This is a genomic window from Nocardiopsis akebiae, assembly GCF_018316795.1.
GTDB lineage: Bacteria > Actinomycetota > Actinomycetes > Streptosporangiales > Streptosporangiaceae > Nocardiopsis > Nocardiopsis dassonvillei.
Genome location: NZ_CP074132.1, coordinates 629,124 through 646,221, shown reverse-complemented (window position 1 = coordinate 646,221; position 17,098 = coordinate 629,124). Strand labels below are relative to the sequence as shown.

The following is a 17,098-nucleotide window of genomic DNA, read 5'->3' as shown; positions in this document are numbered from 1 at the left end:
CTGTGGGAGGCGCGACCGACCACACACTTTCGTTTGCGCCGACAGGCGCGGTGAGGAGTCCGCATGGCTATCCAGGGTGCGTTGCCGGTCGAGTTCGGCACGGTGTTCCCGCACGGTGCCTTCGCCCTCGGGGTGGAGGCGATCACCGACTTCGAGACCAAGCGGCCCCAGCTCGACAAGGACAGCGGGTTGCCGCTGTGGGCGGTGGACGTGATCGACGCCGACCCCGAGGCGCGGGGCAAGGCCAAGTCGGTCAAGGTCAAGGTCGCCGCCGAGGTGTGCCCAACCCTGCCGGACGAGGTCCCGGGGCTGCCGTTCCGGCCGATCGAGTTCGAGGCGATGGCGGTCATGCCCTACGTGGACGACTCCGGCCGTCGCCCCCGGGTGGCGTACTCGCTGCGCGCCCGTGGCGTGAAAGCTCCCGGCGGTGCCGCTGGCGGTCGTCGCGCTCCGGCGGCCAAGGAAGCCGCCTGACCCGCCACAAGACATGAGACGGGGCGGCCTGGTGCGCCAACACCTAGCCGCCCCTGTGAACCCCTCCTGCAAGCCCTTGCTCAAGCTTCGTGAAGAGGTGTCCTCAGTATGTCCGAAAACCGACCCGACCTGTCCACGTTGACCGGACCGCAGTTGGTCCGGGCCTTCCTCGCCGAGTTCGACAAGCCGCGTACGACCCTGGCCGAGCGGGCGGCGTTCTTCGACTTCAAGGCACGGGTGTTCGCCGCCATCGCTGAGCGGGACGCCAACCCGGACGCGGCTCGCGCCGCTGCTCGCGCCCGTGTGGCCCGTGACCGGCTCCTGGCCCAGACCGACACCGCGAACGGCGGTGAGGCGTGATGCTGCGTCAGCCCAAGGTGGGGGCCGCTCAGTCCTCCCCGACCCTGCCCACGCCCGCGCAGGGGGTGCGGTGGACGACACCGATCGTGGAAACCCCCGGCATCGTCGTGCTGGCCTCGTGGATCTGGCGGTTGGTGCGCTTCCTGGTCACGCTGCCGTTCCGGTTCCCGGTCATGGTCGCCTGTCTGGCTGCGTCGGGCGGGGCCTGGTGGTGGCTGGACTGGCCCGGTCTCGCCTGCCTGTGGGGCGTGGCTGCGGTGGTGTCCCTCATCTGGTGGCGGACCTGGCCCGACTCCTACCGCGTCTGCGTCACCCTGCGTCTGCTGGCGTGGTGGCGGCACCTGTTCGTGTACAAGAAGCACTGGCAGCCGGTGTTGGTGATCTCCGGGCTGGCCGAGTCCTACCAGGAACGCCGCTACCTGCCCCGCATCCGGCGCGTCCGGTGCAACTCCTGGGCCGACTACGTCCGCGTCTCCCTCGTCGCTGGAACCTCCCCGGCCGACTTCGAACACCGCGTCACCGAGCTGGCGCACGGCTTCGCCGCCCCCTCCTGCCGGGTCGTGGTCAACGGGCCTCGGGACATCACGTTGGAGTTCCCCCGCCACGACACGTTGGCCGAACCCCTCGACGCCTTCCCGATGACCCACCACGTAGACCTCGACGCCCTTCCCGTGGGACGGCGCGAGGACGGTTCCCCGTGGCTACTGCGGCTGCACGGAACCCACGTGCTCGTGGTCGGGGTGACCGGGGCCGGCAAAGGCTCGGTGATCTGGTCCACCATCCGCGCCATGCTCCCCGCCCTGACGGACGGCACGGCACAGGTGTGGGCGATCGACCCCAAGCGCATGGAGCTGGCCTACGGGCGTGACCTGTTCACCCGCTACGCGGACACGGGCGAATCCGCGGTGGCCCTGCTCGAAAAGGCCGTGGCCTCGATGCAGGAGCGGGCCGAACGCTACGCGGGCAAACAGCGCTCCCACGTGGCCACGGTCGATGACCCGTTCGTGGTGGTGCTGCTCGATGAGGTGGCGTTCCTGACCGCCTATCACCCTGATCGGGACGTGCGCCGTCGTGCGGAGAACGCGATAGCCACGTTGACCTCACAGGGGCGTTCGGTCGGCTTCGCGGTCCTGGCGGCGTTGCAGGACCCGCGCAAGGAGGTCATGAACCTGCGCAACCTCTTCCCGGACAAGGTCGCGCTGCGCCTGGACGAGGCGTCCCAGGTGGACATGGTCCTCGGTGAGGGAGCACGCGAACGGGGCGCGGAAGCCCACCTGATCGACCCGACCTTGCCGGGGGTGGCCTACGTCCGTCTGGAGGGCTCACCGGCCCCGGTGCGGGTCCGGGCCGCCTACGTCTCGGACGAGGACATCACCGCCATGGCCGAGGGCTACGCGTCGGGCTCCTCTGCTTCTTCACCTGAGGAGGCGGCTTGAGAGCGCTCCTGTCGATGCTGACGGAAGCAAACGACCCCGATGGCCGAGAAGCCCAGGGCAGGAATCGGATAGAACCACAGGTGAGTGGTCTGCCCCGCGAACCACAGTTGTGTGATGCCTCCACCGGCCCAGAGCAGACCGAAGGACAGGTACAGCCAGCCCAGATAGAGCGGCTTCATCGTTTCACCTCGCGGTTGCTGTCGGGGGTGGTCTGATGCCGACTCCCACGGGCAAGAGCACTCGGGCTGAGCGTCTGGCTCAACCCTTGGCGAGGGAGGTCGCCGAACAGATCGCTGCCGACAAGGGGGTGTGCATACGGCCGGTCTCCCTCAGACGTACCGACATAGCCACGGGCCAAACCGAGATCATCGACGTTCCGTGCGGGTCCACGCTGGAATCCCGGTGCCCCGCCTGCGCCAAGCGCAAGAGGTCGCTGCGGCGCACCCAGTGCGAAGAGGGCTGGCACCTGGCCGAAGAACCCGTGGTGGAACCCGACCCGTCCACCGACCAGCAACGCTCCTGGGTGGAACAGCGCGCGATGGTCACCGCCGAACGGGACCGCCTCGCCGCCACCGGAGCCGCTGACCCCCAACAGCTCTCGGTGTTGGATGCGGCGATCGCGGACCTGGACGAGGAGATCACCGCCTCCGGCCTACGCGGCTCCGTCACCCGCTCCGGCGACTCCCCGCCCTCGGGCTCGTCGGGGACGCGTCGGGTGCGCTCGACCAAACGCCGTCAGGACGTGCCCGACCTGCCCAAGCGACCCATGACGAGGAAGACGGTCGGGCGGGCCTTCACCGACCCGGCCTCGGGCAAGGTGTTTCGGCCCTCGCTGTTCATCACCCTGACCCTGGGCTCCTACGGTCGGGTGCGCTCGGACGGAACCCCGGTCGACCCCTCGACGTACGACTACCGCCGTGCGGCCCGGGACACGCTCCACTTCTCCAAGCTGGTGGATCGCTTCGTACAGAACCTGCGTCGCGTGGCCGGGTTCGATGTCCAGTACTTCGCGGCTGTGGAACCCCAACGACGCCTGGCCCCGCACCTGCACATGGCCACACGCGGCACCATCCCCCGGGCCGAACTCCGCCAGATCGCCGCCGCGACCTACCACCAGGTCTGGTGGCCCAACGCCGACACGGTCCGCTTCGAGGGCGACCACCTACCGGTCTGGGACGAGGACGCGGGGACCTACCTCGACCCCACCACCGGGGAAGTGCTGCCCACGTGGGATGAGGCGCTGGACGCCCTTGATGACGACCCAGACGCGGAACCCTTCCACGTGGTGCGGTTCGGCCGTCAGGTGGACGCCAAAGGCGTCGTGGCGGGCTCGGAGGACGCGGACCGGTGTGTGCGCTACCTGGCCAAGTACCTGACCAAGGACATCGCCGACTGCCACCAGGTGGAGACCACCCGGCAGGAACAGCACGTGGACCGGCTCCTGGACGCGCTGCGTTTCGAGCCGTGCTCGCCCCGGTGCTCCAACTGGCTGCGCTACGGCATCCAGCCGGACGACGCCAAGGCCGGACAGCGCCCCGGGTTCTGCCGTTCCAAGGCCCACCGTCGCGAACACCTGGGCTACGCGGGCCGCCGCGTCCTGGTCTCGCGCAAGTGGTCCGGCAAGACCCTGGCCGACCACAAGGCGGACCGGCTCGCCTGGGTCCTGGGCGCCCTCGGCGTCGATCCGACCAACGAGGGCCAGGGAGACGAGGACAACCCGCGTCCCCCGGTGCTGGCCTCGGTCTCCTCGGGCTCCTTCGAGTGGGAGTTGGCCCGACCCACCGACCCCGACGTGGCCCCTCGGGAGCAACGCCTCCTGCGCGCGGTGGGCGAAGCACTCAAACGCCGCGCCCAACTCGACGCCGCTCGCACTCCCGAACTCTCGGCAACTCCTGAGCAGGAAGCAGCGTGATCATGACCGAACTCCTCCTGACCGTCGAAGAGGCCGCTGAGCGCCTGCGTGTGAGCCGCTGGATGGTCTACAACCTCATCCGCTCCCGCACGCTCCGCACCGTCAAGATCGGGCGTCGCCGCCTGGTCCCCGTCGCCGCGCTCCCCGAGTGCCTGGAAGCCCTGGAGGACGCCGCGTGAGCGCTTCTGAGAGCAACACCAGCCGTCGCAGGGGTCGCAGGCGTGCCAACGGCGAGGGAAGCGTCTGGCAGCGCAAGGACGGCCGCTGGGCCTTCGCGGGATACGCGCTGACCACCGGGGGCACGTACAAGCGCGTACAGGGCTACGGTCGCGACCAGGCGGACGCCCGGGCCAAGCTGAACAGGCTTCTGGCCGACTCCGACCGGGGCATCCCGGTCGCCTCCGAGAACTGGACGGTGGCCGAGTACCTGGACTACTGGCTGGAACACGTCGTGCGGGCCGAACGCCGCCCGAAGACCGTGCAGGGCTATGAGGGCGTCATCCGCCGCTACCTCGTCCCCGGCCTGGGGAAGAAGCGGCTGGCCAAGCTCACCGCGCGGGACGTGCGGACCTTCGTCACGAACATTCGGCAACTGTGCCAGTGCTGCCGCAACGGCACCGACGCCGCCCGGGAGCGTCCCCGGTGCTGCGCGCTCCCCCGGCCCGAATGCTGTGGGCACCGGCTCTCGGCGCGCATGGTGCAGTCCGTCCACGCCGTCCTGCGCAACGCGCTCCAAACGGCGGTCCGCGAGGAGGTGATCCCGCGCAACGTGGCCTCCCTGGTCAAGGTCTCGCCTCCCCGTTACGCCGTGAACCGGGGCCTGGACGTGGCACAGGCCCGGCGTCTGCTCAAGGCGTCGGAGAACGACCGGTTCCACGCCCTGTACGTCCTGGCGCTGTGCCTGGGGCTGCGGCGGGGCGAACTGCTCGGGCTGCGCTGGTGTGACGTGGACCTGGAGGCCGGACGCCTGGAGGTGGTCCACACTCTTCAACGGGTCGGCGGGAAGCTGACCCTGGTGCCGCCCAAGACCGAGGACTCGGCGCGGACCGTGCCCCTCCCCGGTGTCTGCCTGGACGCGCTGAGGGCACACCGCCGACGCCAGTTCGCCGAGCGCTCGGACGCCTTCCCCGACTGGGAGGAACACGGGCTGGTCTTCCCCTCCCGCAGGGGGACTCCCCTGGAGCCGGACAACCTGCGCCGGAGCTGGGAGCCGCTGCGGCGCGCGGTGGGCCTGGAGGGGATGCGCTTCCACGACTTGCGGCACACCTGCGTGACGCTGCTGCTGAACCTGGAGGTGCCGCCGCAGGTGGTCCGGGAGATCGTCGGCCACAGCGACATCGGGGTGACGATGACCATCTACGCGCACGCCTCGTTGGAGGACAAGCGTCGGGCGCTGGGCAGGCTCGGTGACGCGCTCGGCTGAGCCGGTTGCTGTCACACTGCTGTCAACGGCGCACGAGAAACGCCCGGGACCTGATGGCCTCCGGGCGTTCGTGCTGCTCAGTGTGAGTGGCTAGGGGCGGGGTCGAACCGCCGACCTTCCGCTTTTCAGGCGGACGCTCGTACCAACTGAGCTACCTAGCCGCACTCGCCGATCTCTCGGCGACGGCGGTCCTGACGGGATTTGAACCCGCGGCCTCCACCTTGACAGGGTGGCGAGCACTCCTAACTGCTCCACAGGACCTTGTTCAGTTGTCGCACCGGGCCTCGGGCCCCGTGCTCTCGCTGCGGTTCTTATTCTGCCAGATGTCCGGGAGTGCTCGAACCGCCTCGTACCCCCAACGGGATTCGAACCCGCGCTACCGCCTTGAAAGGGCGGCGTCCTAGGCCGCTAGACGATGGGGGCCCGTGTGACACGTCAAGCATAGGGGAGATTCGCAACCAACACCAAAGTGATAAGCGCGGCCAGTCGCCGCCTCCTCCACCTGCGGCGACGCGCGGGTCAGGGAGTCCGCTGCCCGCCGTCGGCCTCCTCCTCGGGTTCCTCCTCGGGTTCCTCCTCCGGTTCCTCGGAGGGCTCGCCCACCGGGCGCTGCGGGTCGGTCTCGATGTGCCGCTCGACCTGTGCCGACGTCAGCCCGATGCCGCCCAGGTCGATGTCGTCGCGGGCCTGGAGGCGCCCGGTCTCGGCGTCGAAGTACAGCACCGACGCCTGGTAGGGGGTCGGGCGGCCGGGACCGTGGTCCAGCCCGCGCAGACCGGCTCCTCCGGTGGACCCCTGCACGAGGAACCTGGTGCCCTGGTCGGTCAGTTCGGTGGACCTGAGGTGGTCGGCGCCCGTCAGCACCAGCGGCACCGCCCCGTCGAAGGCCTCCGCCTGCGTGCGCGTGTGCATGACGACCACGTCCACGTCCTCGCGGGAGTCCACCACCTTCTCGGCCTCCTCCTCGCCCCGGGCGGCCACCTCGGAGGCGTCGGGGTTGAGCCGGGTCGCGTCCGGGACGAAGCGGGGGTCCCCCGACCCGTAGAAGGTCAGCCCGCCCACCTCCTGGACCTCACCGTCCAGCACGACGGCGTTCTCCTGCGCCGCGACCGCGCGCTGCGTCCCCGTGGAGTCGTGTCGGCCGCGCACCCACACGTACGGCACGTCCAGCTCGCCGATCTCGTCGGCGAACGCGTCCTCGGCAGCGCTCCCCCGGTCGGTGAGGTCGCCCGAGTCCACGACCATGTCCGCCCCGTACTGCTCCCGGAGCGTGCGGACGATGCTCCACGAGGCCGGGTTCAGCTGGATGTCGGACACGTGCAGCACCGTGATGACCGACTCGTCCTTCTCGTACACGGGGAGGGTGGAGGTCGCCTCGTAGATCATCGCGACGTTGCCGACCAGCCCCGCCAGCTGCTCCTGGTACTGGCTGAACCGGCCCACCACCTCCTCCGCGCTGCCCACCACCTGCGGGGCGCCCGCGATCAGCCCGGTGTAGCGGGGCTCGGCGATGGCGCTGGGGTTGAAGGTGTTGGCGGCCACGGCCCCGGAGGCCACGAGCACGCCCAGCGACACCAGGGCGCTGGCCAGGGCCCGCCACACGTCGCGGAAGAGCAGCAGCCCCACCAGGGCGGCCCCCAGGGCCGCGGCGATCACCGCGCGCACCAGCAGGCCGATCACACCGGCGCGCAGGTCGGCGCCGATCCCCGCGGCCATGCGGTTGATCGCCTCGGGGTCGGCGAACACCTCCTCGGCCGCGGACAGCCGGATGTTGGAGATCCTCGCCTCCAGCTTGATCGGGGCGCTGTGGGTGTCGAAGGCCAACTGCCCCAGCGGTGCCACGTCGACGACCGTCTCACCCCGCCACTGGGGGCTCAGGCTCATCGTGACGTCCGCGGGGCCGATGGGGGTGACCACCTGGCCGCCCAGTGCCAGGCCCAGCCAGCCGCCGACCAGGCCCGCGACGACGACGCACCCCCACCGCCACGCGCGGCCGGAGCGCAGCCGGTCGAAGGTGCCGCGGAGCCGTCGGAGGGCTCCGCGAAGGTCGTATCCGCGGATCGCTTCCCAAGACAACACACCCCCATCATGCCCCTCCGGGGGAGGTGTTCCCGTGTTTCCTCCCCTTCGAGAGTGTTATGTCGCTTCCGGCGCGTCGCGGGGAGGCAGCACAATGGCAGGTGTGGTGGAACTGACGCGCAGGGACTTCGAGGAACTGGTCGCCGACGCCCTCGACCAGATACCGCCCGAGCTGGCACAGCTCATGGACAACGTGGTGATCACCGTCGAGGACGAGTCGCCGGAGGGGCTGCTCGGCCTGTACGAGGGCATCCCGCTGACCGAGCGGGGCGACTCCTACTTCGGTGTGCTCCCGGACCAGATCTTCATCTACCGGCGCAACATCTGCGCCTTCTGCGAGACCCCCGAGCAGGTGGTGGAGGAGGTGCTCGTGACAGTGGTGCACGAGATCGCCCACCACTTCGGGATCGACGACTCCCGTCTGACCGAGCTCGGCTGGGGCTGAGCCCGGGACTCCCCCGGCCCCTCGCCCCAGGGCCGCGGCCTCCTTCGAATCACGCTTTTCGTCACTCTTCGCACATGTGGATCCACATTATGCTCATCAACAACATTCCGGGGCGGTGGCGCGACTCCGCGCGCACGCGCCGCGAGCAGTGGAAACAATACGTCCAAGGCGACCTGACAGCACGGACGAATCCACCTGGCATTCCTTACCCACAGCAACGAATCAGACACGAATTTCCCCAAACGGCTTGCGACGAAGCTCACCATCCGGAACTGTTGGTTATTGGGACACGACACAGCGTGATTACAACCCTGTAACAGTAAGGGAGTGCCGGGTGGCCAATCCGCGCCTCGACAACACACCTGACAACGGAGACCACGAGTCTTCGAGCGCCCCCAACAACGACGACTGGCGGAGCAGCTACCGCGACGTCATGGCGATCGCCGAGTTCCGGTCCGTCTGGCTCGCCCACGCGCTCTCGGTGATCGGCACGAACCTGCTGAACATCGCCACCAGCGTGCTCGTCTTCCAGATCACCGGCTCGGCGCTGGCCGCGGGCGTCACCCTGGCCCTGACCTTCCTGCCCCCGGTCATCAGCCCGCTCATCTCCGGACTCGCCGACCTCCTGCCGCGCCGCCGCGTCATGATCGCCTGCGACCTCGCGCGCGCGGCCGTGATCGTGCTCATCGGCATCCCCGGCATGCCGATCTGGGCCGTCTGGATACTGCTCTTCTGCTCGGTGGTGCCGTCGGTCCCCTTCGCCGCGGCCCGCGCCGCGATGATGGCCGAGATCGTCCAGGGCGAGCGCTACGTCGCCAGCACGGCCATCATCCAGCTCACCTCACAGCTGGGCATGCTCGCCGGACTTGTCGCCGGCGGCCTGATCGTCGCCGTCATCGGCCCCAACATCGCCGTGATGTCGACCGGCGTCCTCTTCGTGCTGTCCGCGCTCGTCGTGCTGCTGGGTGTGGCCGCGCGTCCGGCTCCCCGCGGGGAGCGGTCGGACCGCCCGGGGTTCGTCGCGATGACCCGCGACGGGGCCAAGCTGGTCTTCGCCGACCGCAGGCTGCGCACCCTGGCCCTGCTCGCCTGGCTCGCCGGCCTGTACGGCATCCCCTACGGGCTCGCCAACCCGATGGCCGAGGAGATCGGCGCCGGAGCGGCGGCGGCCGGGTTCATCATGGCGGGCTCGGCGATCGGCGGGTTCGTCGGCGGGTTCGTCCTGACCCGGTTCGTCCCGCCGCCCGTCCGCATGCGCCTGCTCGGCCCGCTGGCCGTACTGGCCTCGGCGCCGCTGCTGCTGTGGCTGACCGAACCGCCGCTGTGGCTGATGGTGTCCGCCCTCGCGCTCTGCGGCGTCGCGGGCTCCTACCAGTTCGTGGCCAACGCGGCGTTCGTGCTGTGCGTGCCCAAGGAGGGCCGCGGTCTGGCCTTCGGTCTGGTCGCGGCCGGGCTCCAGGCCGCGCAGGGCGTGGGCATCCTGGTCGCCGGGTTCTTCGCCGAGAAGTTCGGCACCGGTGTCGTCATCGCCGCGGCCGGTGCCCTCGGCGTGGTCTGCGCGCTGCTCCTGGCCCTGCCGTGGTCGCGGATGGCCGGTGAGACCATCGACCGGATGAACGCGACCGGGGACGGGGCCTAGGACCCCCAGCGCACCGTGTCCCTAACGCTCCTCGCCGCACTCCGCGGGGGCTTCGCGGGTCTGCTCGACCTCGCGCTCCTCCCGCGGGGTGCGCAGCTCGCGTCGTTTCCAGCCCGGTTGTGCTCTGAGGGTCCACATCAGCTCTGGCTCGGCTTTCCCTGGAAGTTGCGGATGATCTGCTCCAGCAAGGAGCGCTTCTCGTTCTCGGCCGGCATGATCAGCCAGGCCAGGATGTAGACGAAGACGCCGCTGAACCCGAGGACCGTCAGGATCACGAAGACCAGGCGGACCAGCGTGGAGTCGACGTTGAGGAACTCGGCGATCCCCCCGCAGACGCCGGCGAGGTAGCGGTCGCTCCCACTGCGTCGGAAGCGCTTGCTCTGGAAGTTCTGGTTCATGTCTCCACCCTGCCCGTTCCTGACGACGATTCCCATCCGGGACAGCCCTGGGCGGCCCCTGACATCCCCCCGAGCCCCCGGAGGGGCCGGGCACGGGGTGCCGACGCGCCCCGCAGGGGGTTGGACGCGGGCCGGAGCGCACGGCGTTCCGGCCGTGCCCTGAGGCGTGGAGCACACCGGCACGCGCGGACCGTGCCGCCGGAGGCGACGGGACCGGCGGCCGGGCAGGGGTCCGGCCCCGGGATTCGGGCGCGGGGTTCGGGCGAGGTCTTGGAGACCCCGATCAGTCGGCGGGTCCGGGGCTCCCGTAGACCTCGCCAAGGAAGCGGAAGTCGGTGCGGAGGCTGGCGCGGACGTCCGACGCCTCCTCGTTCTCCGAGAAGCGCAGACGCCTCATGGTGTGGCGCATCACCGCCATGGCCGCCGCCGCGACCACGACCGAGCGGTCGTCCTCGGCGGGGACGCCGGTCCGCTCGGCGATGGTGGCGGCGAGTTCCGTCTCCACGGTGTGGAAGCGGGCGAGCATCCTGGGGACGAGCTGGGGTTCGCGGTCCATGAGCTGTTTGCGCAGGCGCATGTCGTCGCGCTGGGTGTCGAGGTCGTCGGTGCTGACCAGGAACGCGATCAGCATGGTGACGAGGTCCTCGACGAAGTCACCGGTGGGACCGCCCTCCGCGAACTGCCTGCGCATGTCCTCGTCGGGGCACCGCGGGACCTCGCCCAGGAGGGCGTCCTCCTTGGTGGCGAAGTAGTTGAAGAACGTCCGGGTGGAGACGTCGGCCTCGGCCGCGATCTCCTCGACGGTCACGTTCTCCAGGCCGCGCTCCAGCGTGAGGCGGACGGCCGCGTCCTGGAGGGCACGGCGCGTGGCCTGCTTCTTGCGTTCGCGAAGCCCCAATGGTCCTCTCCCGTACAAGGTCGATCCTTGCAGTCCATGCAAAGTTTCCCACAAGTATCCCCCGGAACGGCGACCACGCGCGCCGGAGGGCGCGGCCCCCGCGGGAGGCGGGGCCGCGCCCGTGTCCCAGGGAGTGTTCCGCGGAGGCTTTCGGATCGGCGAGCGGTCGTCCGGGCGAGCTCCCGCGAGACGGTTCGCGCAGGTCGGCCTGATCGGCTTCCCGAGCGGAACCGGCGCGGCGAGAGGCGGCCCGGTGCTCGCGGAAGCACCGGAGCCCAAGGCCCTCCGTTGAGGGTGGCGGAGGGCGACGGGCGGGACCGAAATGCTCCGAGGAACACGACCTAGCGACCGACGAAGCGCTCGGGCCGTACGCAGACGATGACACGCTCCTCGTCGGGGTTGTCCCACGGGTAGGGGGTTCCGAGGTACTTCTGCGCCATCTCGTTGATGAAGGCCTTGTCCGGGTCCTCCTCCACCCGGTCGACCACGCCGCGGACCTCCACGTACATGTAGGGGTCGTCGGGGTCGGTGGCCGAGACCGAGATCCGGCCGTCGCGCTTGAGGTTCTGGAGCTTCTGCCGCGTCGTGGTCTGGCTGAACCTGAGGAACTCCCCGTCCCAGTCGATCCACACGGGGCTGGACTGGGGGGAGCCGTCCGGGCCGAGCGTGGCCACGTGCCCGAAGGCCGGTTTGCGCAGGACCGCCTGCTGCTTCTCCGAGAACGCCATGTCACTCCTTCTCGTCGGTTGACGCCGATGGCCTCGAGTACACCAACACGTCCCGCGGCGGACGCGGCGACGCGCCCGAGACGGACGGACCGTATCGGAGAACGGCCGGGAAGCCGAGGACCGGCCTGTGCCCCGACGGCCCGGGACAGCCGGGGAGGCCCCGGCCCCTGCCGCTCACGCGCTCCCCCGAGGGCCGCGGCCGCGGCGGTCGTGTGCCCTCTCCGCGACATCCTCTTATTGCAGTAATTACTGCAACGACTGTAATCTCGTCGCATGAGCGAATCCCCGAGCGAACCCCCCGAGGACGAACTGGCCTTCGTCGACGAGATCGCCGTGTTCTTCGAGCGCGAGGGCCTTCCCCTGATCGCCGGGAGGGTCGTCGGCTGGCTGCTGATCTGCGATCCACCGGAACAGAGCGCCGCCCAGCTCGCGCGGACCCTCCAGGTCAGCCGCAGCTCCATCAGCAGCGCCACGCGCCTGCTCACCCCCAGCGGCCTGGTCGAGGGGGTGCGCAAGCGCGGACAGCGCCAGGAGTACTTCCGCGTCGCCGCGGACGGCTGGAGCCGGATGCTGGAGCGCCGGTACGCCCGGACGGCCGCTTTCCGCGAGGTCACCGAGCGCGGGCTCAGCATGCTCCGGGAGGCCCCGGAGGAGCGCCGCGAGCGCCTGGCCAGCGTCCACGAGCTCTACGGATTCCTGGAGACCGAGCTGCCCTCGCTCTTCTCGCGCTGGCGGAGCGAACACGACAGGGGCGGTCGGCGCCCATGAGCTCTCCGCCGTCGGACCCCTTCCCCCGCGTCCGCGTCGAGCGGCCCGAGGGCGCCCTCAGCGTCATCACGGCGGGACGGGGCACGAGCACGGTCCTGCTGCTGAGCGGGGCGGGCCTGGACAACGCCCTGCTGAGCTGGCGCCACATGATCCCCGCGCTGGCCACCGACCACAGGGTCCTCGCCCTGGACTGGCCCAAGCAGGGGCAAAGCAGGCCCTGGAACGGCACGGCCGACCACACCCGGATGCTGGAGTGCGTCACCGCGGTCCTGGACCGCTTCGAGGCCGAACGGGCCTCACTGGTGGGCCTGTCACAGGGCGGGGCGATCGCCCTGGCCTACGCCATCGAACACCCCGACCGGATGGACCGGCTCGTCGCCATGGCCCCGGCCGGGATCATCTCGTTCCCTCCCCTGGTGCACCAGCTGCTGTGGCTGACGGCCAGGAGCCGCCTGCTCAACCGCACGCTGCCCACACGGCTGTTCCGCAGCCGCGAGGGGGTGGCCCGGTTCGCGCGCACCAGCCTGTTCGCGGGCCCGGTCGACGACTTCGACGACATCGTGGAGGAGATCATGCCCGAGGTACGGGCCAACGGCGCGGGCTCCTCCGACTGGCAGAACGCCTCCATCGGCCCGTGGCGGATGAACGTGGACCTGCGCCCCCGCCTGGGCGAGATCCGCTGCCCGACCCTGTTCGTCCAGGGGGGCGAGGACGTCGGCGTGCGCCCCCGGCACACCGTGGCCGCCGCGCGGCGGGTCCCCCGGTCCCGTCTGGAGGTGCTGGAGGGCCACGGCCACTGGGTCAACCGGCAGTCCCCCGATCGGGTCAACGCGCTGGTGCGCGACTTCCTCACCGGGGCGGGAGCCTGACCGGACCGGCCGCGCGCCGGGCCCCGTCAGGAGGCCGTGTCCGGCTACGGGACCTCCGGGGCCCCGACGGACGACACGGTGGCGGGGGCGCGGCCGGGGGGACCCGCCCCCCGGGACGTCACCCGCGGAGGGCGGCCGCGACGATGTCCTCCACCTGGCCGACGATCGCCGCGCGGTCGCGCTCGAACTCGGGGTCGCTGACGCCGTCGCCGGGACCGAAGTCCAGCACCGGGGTGTGCACGTGGCCGGCGGGGATGTCCAGGCCGGTCGCGTCGCGCAGCAGGGTGTTGCGGTAGGCGATCTCGTTGGAGAGGTAGTCGCCCCCGCCCCCGGCCCGCGCCTCGGAGCCCGGGGTGGGCCCGTCCTCGCTCACCACCGGCTCGGTCCCGCCCTCGGGGATCTCGGTCACCGCGGTGTTGTCGACCACGGGGAACGGCGCGCCGGTGGTCCGCTCGACGATCGCGGAGTGGTCCAGGGAGGAGTCCGACCACTGCGGCTGCGGTGTGACGGTGGGGACGCCGTCCGGAACGGGCACCATCTCCGCGGTGCCGACCGACTCGTTGTCCGCGGCGCCGCCGCGCCAGGCGCCGTTGTGGGCCTCCAGGTCGAACCGGCCCGGCCGGCCCTGGCTGACGGTGATGACCGCGTCGGCCGGCCGGTCGCCGGTGTAGTGCGGCAGGAGGGCCTCCTCGACCATGCCGTCGGTGAAGTCGCGCCAGCGCACCGGGAAGAGCATGGTCTCGACGACCGCGACGCCGGCGTCGGTCTCGATCACCGCCCCGTCCAGGGCGAGGGCGGCCGCGCCGGAGGGGTTGGCCTGGCGGATGTCGTTGTCGAGGCGGAACGGGTCGAACCCGGTCACGACGACGTGGAGGGCCTCGGGTTCCCCGGGGGCCTCGTCGAAGCCGGTGTCGTCGTGGCCGCGGGAGCGGCGGTCCATGTCGGCCACGAGCCCGGCGCGGTCGGCGTCGCTCAGCTCGAAGTCCGGCTGCCAGCGGTTGAGGGCCGAGGTCATGGCGAGCCGGGCCCAGTAGACCGGCCGGTCGTCCCCGGCGCTCAGGCTCCCCCCGACCTTCCCGTTCCCCTGGACCCGGTCCACCGCGTCGCGCCAGAGCGCGTCGCCGTGGCGTTCGACGACCGCGCTCGCCTCGTCCGTTCCGGACGCGGCGCACAGCTCCCGCGTGAAGCGGTCGACGTTCATGACGAACCCGGACCTGCGCAGGATCTCCCGCGGAACGTCCTCGGTGACCCGCGCCTCCTCGACGGTGGCGCCGTCCCGGCCGAGGCAGTCGGTCGCCTGTTCGGCCTGGGCCGGGGCGCCCAGGGCGAGGACGGGGGCGGCGATGAGCGCCGACGCCGCGATGCGGGGGATGGTCTGGTGGATGCGCACGCTGGCTTCACTCCGTTGTTCGATGTGTTCGACATAAGAGGGGGTGAAGGTAGGAGGTTCCCCGTTTGCCATGAGTCACACTTTTCCCAGAAGTCACACCGTTCCCATGCCTCGTACAGGAGCGGTCGGCCTCGCCCGCTGCGTTCGTGCGCGGGTCGGGGCACGTGCGGGGCACCGGACCGGGCGGCCGGAACAGCCCCGTGTCCACGCCTCCGGCCAGCGGGGCGGGCCCGGCCGCGGGGGCGTGTCGGCGGTCCGCAGCCCACCGCGCCCGCGACGGAGGCGGGCTACTCCAGGAGCGGGTCCGTCGCCTTCTTCCGACGGGAGTAGGACAGGGCGGTGGCCATCTCGTCCATGGCCAGCCGGACCCGCTCCAGCACCGCCGGATCGCGGAACTCGCCACGGGAGTCCACCCGGGCGGGAGCCCCGGAGACCGTGACCGAGTCGACCAGGACGCTGCCCATCAGGGTCAGCGTGGGAATCAGCGCGAGGTGGCCGCGCATACCGCCCGCCTGCCCCGGCGACGCGCTCATGAGGAGGGTCGGCTTGCCGGTGAGCCCCCCGGAGCCGACCAGCCAGTCCACGGCGTTCTTGGTGGCTCCGGAGGGGCCGTGCGCGTACTCGGGGGTCGCGATGATCACGCCTTCGGCCCGGTCGGCGCAGGACCGGAACCTCGCGACGACCTCCGGCAGGTCCTCTTCGCTGTCCAGGTCGGGGTTGAACAGGGGCAGGCGTCCGGCCAGGTCACCGCCGACCACGGAGACGCCGGGGCCGCTGCGGCCCGCCAGGCGCAGCAGTGCGGCGTTGTGTGAGTTCCTGCGCAGGCTGCCGCAGATACCCAGTACCGTCCACATGGCCGCTCCCCCGGTCCGAAGTCGTCAGCACAGTACCTCCCGAGGCCCCGGCGTGTTCGTGGAAGCCACCGGGAACGGCGGATCGGGGACCCGGCCCTCCCCGCCGCCCCGGGTCGCGGCACGGGACGGGAGGGAACCGCTGTCAGCCGAGGCCGTCGGGGACGATGCCGAGTTTTTCCGCGACGCGGGCGAGGGCCTTCAGGTCGGTCGTGTTGAGCGGGTCGAGGACGGTGCGGCGCACGGAGCGCAGGTGCGTGGGCGCCGCCGAGCGCACGAGGTCGAAACCGACGTCGGTGAGTTCGGCGAGGGTGTAGCGGCCGTCGTCCGGGTCGGGCGTCCGCACGGCCCAGCCGCGCTGTTCACAGCGTTTGACGACGTTGGACAGCCGGGAGAGCGAACCGCTGGCGAGGAAGGCCAGCTCCCCCATCCGCAGCCTGCGCCCCGGGGCCTCGGAGAGGTGGCTGAGCACGAGGTACTCGAACAGGCTGAGGCCGTTCTCCTGCCGCAGCGGTGACTCCAGCTTGCCGGGCAGCAGCAGGACGAGGGAGACCAGGCCCGTCCACGCCGCCTTCTCCTGCTCGTCGAGCCATCGCGGCTCCTCGTCGTCACCGTGCTCGTGTGTGCCGCTCATGGGCCCTTCCGTGCCGCTCATGGAGCATCCCGCCCTTCCGGCGAATCCCGCCATCACTTGACGCTTGAAGTCATTGCTTGCTACTTTCACTTTACGCTTGAAGTCATCAAGGGGGAAACCCACCCCTGCGAAACGGAAGAGGGAACATCATGAGCGCCGTCACCTTCGGCATCGCTCCGGGCTACGGCGAGAAGCTGCACGCGGCCCTCGGCTACAGCGGGGCCGTCCGCGTCGGCGACCGGGTCGAGATCTCCGGCCAGGCCGGAGTGGACGACGACCTGGCCGTCCCCGACTCACTGGAGGAGGAGATCGTCCGGGCCTTCGACAACGTGGAGCGCACCCTCGCCACGGTCGGCGCGACCTGGAAGGACGTCATCCACGTCAACTCGTACCACAAGGTCGCGCCGGGAGACGACGTCATCGGCGACGACCACAACAGGGTCATGGCCGAGCAGTTCCGCAGCCGCCTCGGCGGCCGTGCGCCGATCTGGACCGAGACCGGCGTCACCGTCCTGGGCCTCGCCGCGATGCGCGTGGAGATCCGCGTCACCGCCATCGTCGGCTCCGGGAGCTGAACCACCACTGTTCCGCGGCGGTTTCATCGCAGGCTGGCGAGGCACGGACCAGGTCCGGGATGTACCGGCTTCGGTGGCGACAGCCAGGTGGATGGTCTGGGTGGTATCCCGGCCGCTCGGGAAGCAGGACCGCGAATCGGTTCCAGAGCGGCTCGGCCGGCCGTGACGGAGGCGCGGGCGCAGGCCTCGTCGGTGGTCACGGAGTGCCAGCGGCTCCAT

At 70.8% G+C, this 17,098-nt stretch carries 19 protein-coding genes and 3 tRNA genes; 11 read left to right on the top strand and 11 right to left on the bottom strand.

From position 1 onward, the window contains the following. Nucleotides 1–63: 63 nt before the first annotated feature. The 3 genes from KGD83_RS02820 (at nt 64) to KGD83_RS02810 (ending at nt 2,270) form a co-directional block, all read left to right on the top strand. Nucleotides 64–474 carry a plasmid replication, integration and excision activator gene (locus KGD83_RS02820; protein WP_212642383.1) on the top strand — a complete coding sequence of 137 codons (411 nt, stop codon included), beginning with the start codon at nt 64–66 and terminating at the stop codon, nt 472–474. Between the two features lie 108 nt (nt 475–582). Next, nucleotides 583–834: a hypothetical protein gene (locus KGD83_RS02815; protein ID WP_212642382.1), complete on the top strand. Its 252-nt coding sequence runs from the start codon at nt 583–585 to the stop codon at nt 832–834. Then, nucleotides 834–2,270, top strand: coding sequence for an FtsK/SpoIIIE domain-containing protein (locus KGD83_RS02810; RefSeq protein WP_212642381.1), 1,437 nt, complete (start codon nt 834–836; stop codon nt 2,268–2,270). The genes KGD83_RS02815 and KGD83_RS02810 overlap by 1 nt, the downstream gene beginning before the upstream one ends. Here KGD83_RS02810 and KGD83_RS02805 read toward each other — a convergent pair. Continuing rightward, nucleotides 2,225–2,449 (bottom strand): hypothetical protein, encoded by a 225-nt coding sequence (locus KGD83_RS02805; protein WP_212642380.1) that lies wholly within the window; start codon nt 2,447–2,449, stop codon nt 2,225–2,227. The genes KGD83_RS02810 and KGD83_RS02805 overlap by 46 nt on opposite strands. 35 nt (nt 2,450–2,484) lie before the next feature. Between KGD83_RS02805 and KGD83_RS02800 the strand changes: the two genes are divergently transcribed. From KGD83_RS02800 to KGD83_RS02790, 3 genes are read left to right on the top strand one after another with little or no spacing between them, the layout of a single operon-like run. After that, a complete protein-coding gene (locus KGD83_RS02800) occupies nt 2,485–4,182 on the top strand; it encodes a replication initiator (protein ID WP_212642379.1) in 1,698 nt (565 codons plus the stop codon). Between the two features lie 2 nt (nt 4,183–4,184). Next, nucleotides 4,185–4,361 carry a helix-turn-helix domain-containing protein gene (locus KGD83_RS02795; RefSeq protein WP_083926642.1) on the top strand — a complete coding sequence of 59 codons (177 nt, stop codon included), beginning with the start codon at nt 4,185–4,187 and terminating at the stop codon, nt 4,359–4,361. Next, nucleotides 4,358–5,605 carry a tyrosine-type recombinase/integrase gene (locus KGD83_RS02790; protein ID WP_212642378.1) on the top strand — a complete coding sequence of 416 codons (1,248 nt, stop codon included), beginning with the start codon at nt 4,358–4,360 and terminating at the stop codon, nt 5,603–5,605. Before KGD83_RS02795 ends, KGD83_RS02790 begins: the two co-directional genes overlap by 4 nt. Nucleotides 5,606–5,692: 87 nt before the next feature. Here KGD83_RS02790 and KGD83_RS02785 read toward each other — a convergent pair. The 4 genes from KGD83_RS02785 to KGD83_RS02770 all read right to left on the bottom strand — a co-directional run bounded on the left by KGD83_RS02785 (nt 5,693) and on the right by KGD83_RS02770 (nt 7,681). Beyond that, nucleotides 5,693–5,766, bottom strand: a tRNA-Phe gene (locus KGD83_RS02785). A 25-nt stretch (nt 5,767–5,791) separates the two neighbouring features. Then, nucleotides 5,792–5,866 (bottom strand) — tRNA-Asp (locus tag KGD83_RS02780). Between the two features lie 89 nt (nt 5,867–5,955). Beyond that, nucleotides 5,956–6,028: transfer RNA gene (locus KGD83_RS02775), tRNA-Glu, on the bottom strand. Nucleotides 6,029–6,124: 96 nt separating this feature from the next. Further along, complete coding sequence (locus KGD83_RS02770; protein WP_212644244.1) at nt 6,125–7,681, bottom strand: metallophosphoesterase family protein; 1,557 nt, start codon at nt 7,679–7,681, stop codon at nt 6,125–6,127. 97 nt (nt 7,682–7,778) lie between these two features. Here KGD83_RS02770 and KGD83_RS02765 point away from each other — a divergent pair, with 97 nt between their 5' ends. Together KGD83_RS02765 and KGD83_RS02760 are read left to right on the top strand one after the other, a co-directional pair. Beyond that, on the top strand, nt 7,779–8,129 hold the full coding sequence (locus tag KGD83_RS02765; RefSeq protein ID WP_013155455.1) for a metallopeptidase family protein: 351 nt from the start codon (nt 7,779–7,781) through the stop codon (nt 8,127–8,129). 334 nt (nt 8,130–8,463) lie between these two features. Beyond that, a complete protein-coding gene (locus KGD83_RS02760) occupies nt 8,464–9,768 on the top strand; it encodes an MFS transporter (RefSeq protein WP_212642377.1) in 1,305 nt (434 codons plus the stop codon). 137 nt (nt 9,769–9,905) lie between these two features. On the opposite strand, the gene KGD83_RS02755 is transcribed toward KGD83_RS02760, so the two are convergent. From KGD83_RS02755 to KGD83_RS02745, 3 genes are all read right to left on the bottom strand, one after another. After that, nucleotides 9,906–10,166, bottom strand: coding sequence for a PspC domain-containing protein (locus KGD83_RS02755; protein ID WP_212642376.1), 261 nt, complete (start codon nt 10,164–10,166; stop codon nt 9,906–9,908). Nucleotides 10,167–10,449: 283 nt separating this feature from the next. Continuing rightward, entirely contained in the window at nt 10,450–11,064 is a 615-nt protein-coding gene (locus KGD83_RS02750) for a TetR/AcrR family transcriptional regulator (RefSeq protein ID WP_212642375.1), read from the bottom strand. 341 nt (nt 11,065–11,405) lie between these two features. Then, nucleotides 11,406–11,792, bottom strand: a complete 387-nt coding sequence (locus KGD83_RS02745) for a PPOX class F420-dependent oxidoreductase (RefSeq protein ID WP_212642374.1) — start codon at nt 11,790–11,792, stop codon at nt 11,406–11,408. A 273-nt stretch (nt 11,793–12,065) separates the two neighbouring features. Between KGD83_RS02745 and KGD83_RS02740 the strand changes: the two genes are divergently transcribed. Both KGD83_RS02740 and KGD83_RS02735 read left to right on the top strand, forming a co-directional pair. Beyond that, entirely contained in the window at nt 12,066–12,560 is a 495-nt protein-coding gene (locus tag KGD83_RS02740) for a GbsR/MarR family transcriptional regulator (RefSeq protein WP_212642373.1), read from the top strand. Beyond that, nucleotides 12,557–13,429 carry an alpha/beta fold hydrolase gene (locus KGD83_RS02735; protein ID WP_212642372.1) on the top strand — a complete coding sequence of 291 codons (873 nt, stop codon included), beginning with the start codon at nt 12,557–12,559 and terminating at the stop codon, nt 13,427–13,429. Before KGD83_RS02740 ends, KGD83_RS02735 begins: the two co-directional genes overlap by 4 nt. A gap of 118 nt (nt 13,430–13,547) precedes the next feature. Here the strand turns inward: KGD83_RS02735 and KGD83_RS02730 are convergent, their stop codons facing one another. From KGD83_RS02730 to KGD83_RS02720, 3 genes are all read right to left on the bottom strand, one after another. Further along, nucleotides 13,548–14,819 carry a pyroglutamyl peptidase gene (locus KGD83_RS02730; protein ID WP_212642371.1) on the bottom strand — a complete coding sequence of 424 codons (1,272 nt, stop codon included), beginning with the start codon at nt 14,817–14,819 and terminating at the stop codon, nt 13,548–13,550. Nucleotides 14,820–15,106: 287 nt separating this feature from the next. Next, nucleotides 15,107–15,673: an NADPH-dependent FMN reductase gene (locus tag KGD83_RS02725; RefSeq protein ID WP_212642370.1), complete on the bottom strand. Its 567-nt coding sequence runs from the start codon at nt 15,671–15,673 to the stop codon at nt 15,107–15,109. Between the two features lie 142 nt (nt 15,674–15,815). Beyond that, on the bottom strand, nt 15,816–16,304 hold the full coding sequence (locus tag KGD83_RS02720; RefSeq protein ID WP_249352096.1) for a MarR family winged helix-turn-helix transcriptional regulator: 489 nt from the start codon (nt 16,302–16,304) through the stop codon (nt 15,816–15,818). Between the two features lie 149 nt (nt 16,305–16,453). On the opposite strand from KGD83_RS02720, the gene KGD83_RS02715 reads away from it, so the two are divergent. Further along, entirely contained in the window at nt 16,454–16,879 is a 426-nt protein-coding gene (locus tag KGD83_RS02715; protein WP_212642368.1) for a Rid family hydrolase, read from the top strand. The last annotated feature ends 219 nt before the right edge of the window (nt 16,880–17,098 follow it).